Raw genomic sequence first — 8,411 nt, forward strand, 5'->3', positions numbered from 1 at the left:
ACTAGAAAAAACTCTGCTCTACGATTACGGTATCGCCAGGCTGCACAGGATGAGTGAGCTCAACGTCTTCAATTACTTCATTTGTCGCACCCGAACGAATACTGATATCGTCTCGGTCTGCACGGTCAGTAAAACCGCCAGCAATCGCAATCGCCTGTTCTACTGTTAATCTTGGTTGGAACTCATAACCGTTGGGTGACGTCACCTCACCAAAAATATAAAACAGACGGAAAGATTCCATATTGATGGTAACCATCGGGTTCAACAGATAGTCACCACGTAAACGTTCTTCTATCTCAGTTTCAATGGCACTTGGAGTACGACCAGCGATGACTACCTCACCAATATAAGGAAAGTTAACCACGCCAGACTTACTGACTTTAAACTTCATAGACATATCCGGCTCACCGTAAACGATGATTTCAATTCTGTCGCCGGTACCCAAAAAGTAATCATCCAAGTTTTCATGCACTTGAGGATTCGCTTGTTGCGAAGATGCCTGCTGTTCATTTGCTGCACCCAAAACTTGCTGCACTGCTTCCTCAGCCATTAGAGGCAAAGACAAAACCAAAGTAAGAAGAAATACCAACCATTTACGCATCTATATTTGCACCTTTAACTGCAACTCGACATACGATTGGTCATAACCTAATCGTCTGATAATCGAATACTGATCAAATTCACCGATGTTGAGTACATCTATATCTTCATTTGAGCTGAACTTTTTCCACTGGTAGTTCATTTCGAAACGAATAGACGGTCTGAAATCATAACCAATCGCGAACTTCGCCGTTTTGGTCTTGTCGTATCGGTTGTTGTCTTCAACACGATAATCTTCCGTCTCATATTCATAGCTTATGGTGGTAGAAAAACGATCTACCCACCAAAAATGTTGCCAAGAAATGCCGTAGATCCCATCTAGGATGTAACCACCTTCTTGCCTTGGGTCTTTAACACGTTGAGAAGTGTGCAGAGACCAAATATCTTGTTTTAGTGGCTTCCACTCCAACGCAATATTCCAGTTGGCGCCCGTGAAACTTTCTGAACGGTCATTTTCGGGAAACGCTTTGTACAAAGCGGCAATATCCGCTTCTATGGTCGTTTTACCGCTTCTGACACTTTTAATACCAAACAACAGATAATATTCGTTACTGTCCTTGCGCTTATTGGCTTGATAGTGACGACGGTTAGTGATCAAACTGTAGCGGAATCGACTGTCGTCACTGTACTGGTCAAATAACTCAATTAGCCCTGTAGTTTCTTGCCACTCTTGCTCTAATACATATTGGTAAAAGTCATTATCCTTGAGTTGAATATGGTCTTTGTCATCATAATTAAAAGACTTGGTCTGTAGCATCACATCCAGTTTTCCGCGCCCCTTTGGCGCGCCATAGCTATAACGAAGGCTGGTATTGAATTGTGAATAGTCCAAACCATAATCACCAAAGCCATATTGTTCCATCTGAGACTTATTGAATCCTTCCGTTAGGCCTAACCCTCTCTTCTCTTTTCCATAACCCTGTTGGATATTCCACTTTAGCCCGTGTCTTAGTCCGTAGCGCCAGTATCCATCGAACATCATGAAGTGACTGTCGGAATCATCCTCATGAGAATCTTGATAGCGGTTGTAGTCGCCCTTATACATTAGGAGGTACTGATCCTCTCCTCTTTGTCCGATAGCTTTCAACTCAGGCGAAACAGTCAAATAGTCAGACTCTATTTTGTCTTCATCATCGGCTTGAAACGTGACGTTGTCATCAACGCCATAAGCAGTACCGACCCGCCCCTGAAAATCGATACCTGCGATTCCGATATGCGATTTGGGTTTCAAATCAGCATATGCAGAAGCGCTAATCAATAACGTGCCAACACACAGTAATAAGCTAGTATGCTGTTTCACTCACAAAGCCTTTGAAAATGGTCAAAAAGATAATTTTAATATCAAGCCACAACGTCCAGTTCTGCATGTATTGGATGTCGTATTGAATACGTTTTTCCATCTTATCGACTGTTTCGGTTTCACCACGATAGCCGTTTATTTGCGCCCAGCCAGTAATACCTGGCTTAATTTTGTGTCGAATCATGTAGTTATCGACTATCTTTCTGTACTCTTCGTTGTGGGCAACGGCATGCGGCCTCGGGCCAACAATCGACATCGAACCTTGGAGCACATTAATGAACTGAGGTAACTCATCTAATGACGTTCTGCGAATAAAGGCACCGAACTTTGTTACGCGAGGGTCGTTTTTGGTTGCCTGAGTAACAACATCGCTGTTTTCCATTACTCTCATGGAACGGAACTTCCACACTTTGATTTTCTTGCCTCCCAACCCATAACGATCTTGTTTAAAGAGTACAGGGCCTGGAGAACTCATTTTTACACCGATCGCCACAGCAAGAAGAACGGGAGAGATCATCAGGGTAATCATTGAACCGATAATAATGTCTTCGATGCGCTTGATTGCAGCACCCACTCCATCAAAGGGGGAACCAAAGACACTAAAAGTCTGCACACCATTTACAGACTTAACTTTTGAAATGCTGATGTTGTAGGTGTACAGATCAGGAACAAGATAGGTGTCTACGGTACTGTCAGACAATTGCTCTAAATAGTGACGAATACGATCTTTGGCTACCATAGGTAAAGCAACATACACTTCATCTATCTCACCTTTGCGAGCTTTTTCCAGAAGCGCTTCAACTTTGCCTTTGTATGGAATTTTGGTCAGATAACCGAATCGCTGCTCGCCTCGGTCGTCATAATAAGCGAGTTCAATGTCATTCAGGTGGTAGTCATTAAGTAGCGAGCGTGAAATAGCAATACCAGCCGGAGTCATACCTATGATCGCTATACGCTGTTTCTGATCCATTTTCTGGCGGTAGGCTCGTACAGTAATAATAGGCAAAGCCCTAACAGCCACTAGCACTAGAAATGCTAATAAATACCAAGAAGCAAAGACCGTAGGGTTCAGGTTTGTGATGGACACTCCATCCACATTCTTAAAAAAGTACTTCACTAACTCCATTGCTAAAACAGAAATAGAGAGTGTTGCTAGCAAACGAAAAAACGAAGCTCTAATGCGACGCAAAGTGCGATAGCTGTAGAGTTTGCAGTACTCTCCAACTAGAAGAAAAATAACAGAGAAAATAAATGCAGCCAGTATGTCTATTGCCGTTTCATGATCACCAAGCGATTCAATAACACTCGTTAACATTAGATTGATAAGAAGGAAATCAACCATCTTTAAGAGCGTCGCATAGCCGTCATCTGCAAGTTTTAATACTTTTCTCGGTGTCATACCCCAACCGCCTTTAACGTCACAAATTTATTGTCCTATGTCAGGCACGACGATGGCGCCATTTTTTGTTTTGAAGATTGTTGCTAACTTCTGTGTCAATTTAAGTAGTTCTATAAGAAGAATAGTTAAACATGACTAAATTGCTGTTTTTATTGCCTCTATTTATCAAAAAAATCAAATTATAACCATCACTTATTCATCTAAAACCTTTAATGTAAGCGTTACACACGTTACATTGCCATGAGTTGCATATCAATATGGGTGTATTTTTCTTTTTATTCAATTGCTTACATAGATTATCCCTATTTAAGGCCCACATTGCTACGCCGACACTGGTAGGATTCTTCTTAAATTTGAAACAAATGTGCGATAAAAGAATGATGATTTATTTTTGAGACAAAAAAAGGAGCTCGATGAGCTCCTATTCAGATTTGATTGTTGGCTGAGGATTTATACGACTTTGCTTTTGCAATGCTCTATAGCGTCATGCAGTAGCTCTAGTGCCGATTTATCACACTCAGGTAAAGCTGCGTCACTTGTGTTGACAGGAGTAACACGTTGACCCCATCGGATATGACCTGCGCCCCAAGTCAGTCCTGCACCAAATGCTGCAACAAGAATATTATCGTTTGCATTTACCTTACCTTGCTCTAACGCTTCACAAAGTGCAATAGGAACTGTCGCCGCAGAAGTGTTGCCATACTTATGAATATTGACGAATGCTTTGTCTTGGCTGATACCAGACACATCACATAAAGTTTGGATGATTCGAATATTCGCCTGATGAGGGATCACAACATCAACATCTTCATTGGTTAATCCACTTCTTTGTAGTACTTGCTGAGAAGCTGCACCCATACCACGCACTGCGCGTTTAAAGATGTCTTTACCAATAAAGTTAAAGTCCCAGTGGCCATTGTCAGCGGCGAAACGATCCATTGCTGTACCAAACTTAGGCACAGCTAAGATGTCTCGACCTTCAGCATCACAGCCGATTTGCGCATCTTGTAAACCGAGAGGTTCTTCAGTGCGGCTTAATATCGCTGCACCAGCACCATCGCCAAATAAAACAGCAGTATCACGCTTAGTCCAATCTAGGTAGAAAGAAAGGCGTTCAGCACCAATCACCAAAGCATGCTTGTAGTTACCAGCTTGAATCAAACGCGTTGCGGTTTCTAAACCGTAAAGGAAGCCAGTACAAGCAGCATTCATATCAAACGCAGCCGCGCCTTTGTTCCCCAAATTCAGTTGAACTTTCGATGCAATATTTGGAATCAAGGTATCTGGAGAGCAGGTAGCAACAATAATCAAATCAAGATCGCTGGCTTCTAATCCTGCACAAGCCAGAGCCTGCTTAGCGGCAACAGTAGCTAAATCAGATGTGTTAACGTGGCTAATACGACGATTTTCGATGCCGGTGCGAGTGCGGATCCACTCATCATTGGTGTCTAAAAAAGTACTCAGATCTTCGTTTGTCAGGGTTGCTGGAGGCAAACATTTACCCCAACCTGTAATTTCAGCGTAAAACTTGGTCATACTCGTTCCAAATCTATAATTGTTATGCCAATACCCGCGGTGAATTAACCCGTAGCTATGATTAATTCCGTACCGATATTGTCTATTGTATTTATATCAATTGCCCCAACATTAGGCATAAAGGCGGATTATACGCTCATTTACCATATAGCGCTATTTACCATAAAAAGCTGTAAAGACCATAAATACAAATCACGATTTGAGAGGAAAACTATGTCTACCTTCAATACACGCTGCCCTTCTTGCCATGGTTTAAACCGTGTTCCCAATGAGCGAGTATCAGAGAGCCCGAATTGCGGCAAATGCCAGACACCTTTACTGGATGGTTCACCAATTGAAGGAACCGAAGCTAACTTTGACGCTATTTTGCAAAGCGCTCAGCCAGTTGTTGTCGATTTTTGGGCACCTTGGTGTAACCCATGTGTGGGTTTCGCGCCCGTTTTTTCAGATGTAGCAAATGAAAGAAGTGGTTCAGTACGTTTTGTAAAAATAGACACTGAAAGTCAGCAAAACTTAGCTGCTAAGTTCCAGATTCGTAGCATTCCAACCATTATGGTGTTCAAGAACGGACAAAGAGTTGATGTCATCAATGGCGCACTTCCTAAATCTCAGTTTAATCAATGGCTGAACCAAGCCTTAACAAAATAAGTCCTGTAAAAATTCTCTAGTTAAGTTGGCTAAATCTAGGATAATATGCCGACTTAACTTACTATTTTGTAGATTAGACATTTAATAAAAGTTATTAATCGTAAAGATCACAATTTTTAGTTTTACCTTTCCCATTCTAAGTCTCATATTCGCCGCAAATTCTCTCTTCCCCTATAACTTTGAGGCGACGTCGTTGGACAACTTGTTGGTATCAACTTCTTCTCAACGCATTTCTGTTCCCGTAATTGCGTTAACTTTCTATGCAGTAGCATCAGGCTATTTGATGAGTCTGATCCCACTAATGCTGCCTCATTATCAGTTAGAAAACAGTTTAGCGAGCTGGTTAGCGAGTGTGTTTTACGCTGGATTGTTAATCGGTGCGATGATCGTTGATCCTGTGGTAAACCGCCTTGGTCACAAGAATGCTTTCATTGCTTTTTTGATGATTCTGTTGGTCTCGATCGTTACTTTGCCTTTAATTGCCAACTCAACTGTATGGTTGGTTTCACGCTTTATCGCGGGTATCGCAGTGGCAGGTATTTTCGTTGTCGTCGAATCTTGGTTACTGCATGGGGATGAATCCGGCAGAGCCAAGCGACTTGGGATCTATATGGCAGCGTTATATGGCGGCTCAGCAGTTGGTCAGCTAGGCATTAGCTACATAGGTATTAATGGGTCAGTTCCATTTTTGACCATTTCAGCGCTACTACTACTTGCATCTGTTGTACTGATTTTTGGTAAATCAACACAACCTGCTTCACAACAAGCAATAAGCCTGTCTTTGCGTCAAATGACCAAACTAAACCATGCTGCCATTATGGGCTGCATCGTATCAGGGTTAACTCTAGGTGCCATTTACGGTTTGATGCCTGTTGAACTGGATAATAGAGGGTTGGATCATTCCAACATGGGTGCATTGCTTGCCCTAGTTATTCTGGGCGGAATGGCGATTCAACCAAGTGTTCCTTGGCTTTCGAAGTATTTAGGTCGAACTCTATTGATGGCTTTGTTCTGCTTAATCGGCTCTGGTGCAGTTATGCTGCCATTCTTCGATTCCAGCTTAACAATGCTTGCTATCAGTTTGTTTGTATTGGGCATGGCGACATTTGCACTTTATCCAATCGCCATCAATTTGGGATGCGATAAGCTCGATGCCAATTACATCGTTTCAGCAACACAAGTCATGCTGTTCAGCTATAGCGTAGGTTCTGTGCTTGGCCCTGTCATTGCAGACTGGTTTCTACAGAATGGTCAAGGTTTGCTGGGGTATCTTTTTGTGATTCAAATGGCGACTTGTTTATACATGCTAATTGCGAGTATCAAAACTAAACGTCAGTGGGTTGCAGGTGAATAGTTCATTTGAACTCATCCCCTCTACAACCATAACTATCTGAATTTAAATAGATACTACTGATTGGACGCTTTGAGTCGTTGATGACGATTTGAAGCGTCTTTTTCTATTTTGACGGGCGGTTCTTTTCTCTCATGTAACAAATGGCGAATCGCAAGAATAGGATGTGGCAATAACATTCTTGGGCCAGAGTATCGCATCACCAATCTCATACTTTCTTTCGGCTCTGGCTTATAACAGTGGATTGGGCATCGATTACAAGTCGGCTTATTCTGACCGTAAGGACATCGGTCTAAACGTATTTCAGCGTAATCAAGCAGTGCCTGACATTTATCACACAATCCCTTTTGACTGAGGTGGTGTTTTTGACAGTAGATCGCAACCATCGCAGCAACCGTCTTATACTCTGTTTGTAATGAACCGGTTAGAATTGAACTGGCTTTTGTCATCATCACACCCTATTGAAAGCACTCTATCGGCAGACAGCTTGGTTAATTTCTTACTGGCTATTGAGCTTAATCTGCAAAACCATTAAGCTCCCCACCCTCATGTTCCTCAGATGTGAAAATCATGAACCGCAAAAAGAAAATAAACCAAATTTTAAAAAAGAAAATTAAGCAGCAAAATTCAAAGCTGCATAAGAGCAACAAGCCTCGCTACATTTCAAAAGCTGAACGCGCGAAATTAGAGGCAGAAGAAGCTCAACAAGTTATAGAAGAAGGCGAGACTCAATCACCAGAGTAACAGCTCGTCATCAATAGCAATGTATCTGTCGGCGGCTTCAACTAAGCTGTTCGCGGTTAAACCGGGTACACCATAAACTTCTACTTGCTTGCCGAATCTTTGTTGAATGCGTTTGGCGAGCAAGTCAAAATCGCCATCACCAGAAACCAGTACAACCACATCAACTTCTTCAGCCAACTCAATGGCATCAAGCGTAATCCCCACATCCCAATCGCCTTTCGCACTGCCATCACGACGTTGAATAAATGGCTTTAGCATCACTTCGAAACCAATACCACGCAGTATATGGTGAAACTGACGTTGACCGGTATCTTTGCTGGCGATAGCGTAAGCATTGGCTTTCACTACCATGCGACCGTGAGTCACTTTTTGCCAAAACTGATTGTAGTTAAAGTTAAGTTGATAACGCTCTTTGCAGGTGTAGTAGACATTCTGCACATCTACGAGAATGGCGATTTTTTCCATATTGATGTTGGTACCTTTATAGAATGTACTTTTTGATCGCGAAATGAGAGCCAAAGGGTGGCCTAGAAACAAACGAAACCATACCACAGGCTAAAGCTGAAAGTTACACGATTATTGTTTATTGAGAATCTGTCACGACATTGCGAAGACGTTTATATAAATGACTAAGGGAAGAAAAGTCTTAAGAGATAGCGGAGAGATAACTAGGAGAAAGTGGAGGCGCGTACCGGAATCGAACCGATGTACACGGATTTGCAATCCGGTGCATAACCACTCTGCTAACGCGCCTTTTTGGAATTTGATGGTGCCCCGGGCCGGACTTGAACCGGCACGACTCGAAAGTCGAGGGATTTTAAATCCCTTGTGTC

General features: G+C 42.3%; 9 protein-coding genes and 1 tRNA gene. 3 read left to right on the top strand and 7 right to left on the bottom strand.

All coding sequences use genetic code 11. The annotated features are described in order from the left end of the window. Window position 1: 1 nt before the first annotated feature. The 4 genes from HKI82_RS12155 to HKI82_RS12170 all read right to left on the bottom strand — a co-directional run bounded on the left by HKI82_RS12155 (window position 2) and on the right by HKI82_RS12170 (window position 4,835). Window positions 2–601, bottom strand: a complete 600-nt coding sequence (locus HKI82_RS12155) for a polysaccharide biosynthesis/export family protein (protein WP_102942596.1) — start codon at window positions 599–601, stop codon at window positions 2–4. Then, a complete protein-coding gene (locus tag HKI82_RS12160; RefSeq protein WP_146027687.1) occupies window positions 602–1,900 on the bottom strand; it encodes an outer membrane beta-barrel protein in 1,299 nt (432 codons plus the stop codon). It lies immediately after the preceding gene. Then, window positions 1,884–3,299, bottom strand: coding sequence for an undecaprenyl-phosphate glucose phosphotransferase (locus tag HKI82_RS12165; protein WP_102942597.1), 1,416 nt, complete (start codon window positions 3,297–3,299; stop codon window positions 1,884–1,886). Before HKI82_RS12165 ends, HKI82_RS12160 begins: the two co-directional genes overlap by 17 nt. Before the next feature lie 450 nt (window positions 3,300–3,749). After that, window positions 3,750–4,835 (bottom strand): ketoacyl-ACP synthase III, encoded by a 1,086-nt coding sequence (locus HKI82_RS12170; RefSeq protein ID WP_102942598.1) that lies wholly within the window; start codon window positions 4,833–4,835, stop codon window positions 3,750–3,752. 213 nt (window positions 4,836–5,048) lie between these two features. On the opposite strand from HKI82_RS12170, the gene trxC reads away from it, so the two are divergent. Further along, window positions 5,049–5,483 (top strand): thioredoxin TrxC, encoded by a 435-nt coding sequence (gene trxC / locus HKI82_RS12175; protein ID WP_102942599.1) that lies wholly within the window; start codon window positions 5,049–5,051, stop codon window positions 5,481–5,483. A gap of 193 nt (window positions 5,484–5,676) precedes the next feature. Continuing rightward, on the top strand, window positions 5,677–6,837 hold the full coding sequence (locus tag HKI82_RS12180; RefSeq protein WP_171138164.1) for an MFS transporter: 1,161 nt from the start codon (window positions 5,677–5,679) through the stop codon (window positions 6,835–6,837). Between the two features lie 53 nt (window positions 6,838–6,890). Here HKI82_RS12180 and HKI82_RS12185 read toward each other — a convergent pair whose 3' ends face one another. Next, the gene (locus tag HKI82_RS12185; protein WP_240956713.1) at window positions 6,891–7,283 is read right to left on the bottom strand and encodes a nitrous oxide-stimulated promoter family protein; all 393 of its coding nucleotides are present in this window, start codon (window positions 7,281–7,283) and stop codon (window positions 6,891–6,893) included. Between the two features lie 121 nt (window positions 7,284–7,404). On the opposite strand from HKI82_RS12185, the gene HKI82_RS12190 reads away from it, so the two are divergent. Continuing rightward, window positions 7,405–7,578: a DUF2986 domain-containing protein gene (locus tag HKI82_RS12190; protein ID WP_102942602.1), complete on the top strand. Its 174-nt coding sequence runs from the start codon at window positions 7,405–7,407 to the stop codon at window positions 7,576–7,578. Here the strand turns inward: HKI82_RS12190 and HKI82_RS12195 are convergent. Then, window positions 7,567–8,043 carry a LabA-like NYN domain-containing protein gene (locus tag HKI82_RS12195; RefSeq protein WP_171138166.1) on the bottom strand — a complete coding sequence of 159 codons (477 nt, stop codon included), beginning with the start codon at window positions 8,041–8,043 and terminating at the stop codon, window positions 7,567–7,569. The two genes, HKI82_RS12190 and HKI82_RS12195, sit on opposite strands and share 12 nt — an antisense overlap. Window positions 8,044–8,257: 214 nt before the next feature. Beyond that, window positions 8,258–8,331 (bottom strand) — tRNA-Cys (locus HKI82_RS12200). Between the last annotated feature and the right edge of the window lie 80 nt (window positions 8,332–8,411).

Source organism: Vibrio plantisponsor (assembly GCF_013041605.1).
Taxonomy (GTDB): domain Bacteria; phylum Pseudomonadota; class Gammaproteobacteria; order Enterobacterales; family Vibrionaceae; genus Vibrio; species Vibrio plantisponsor.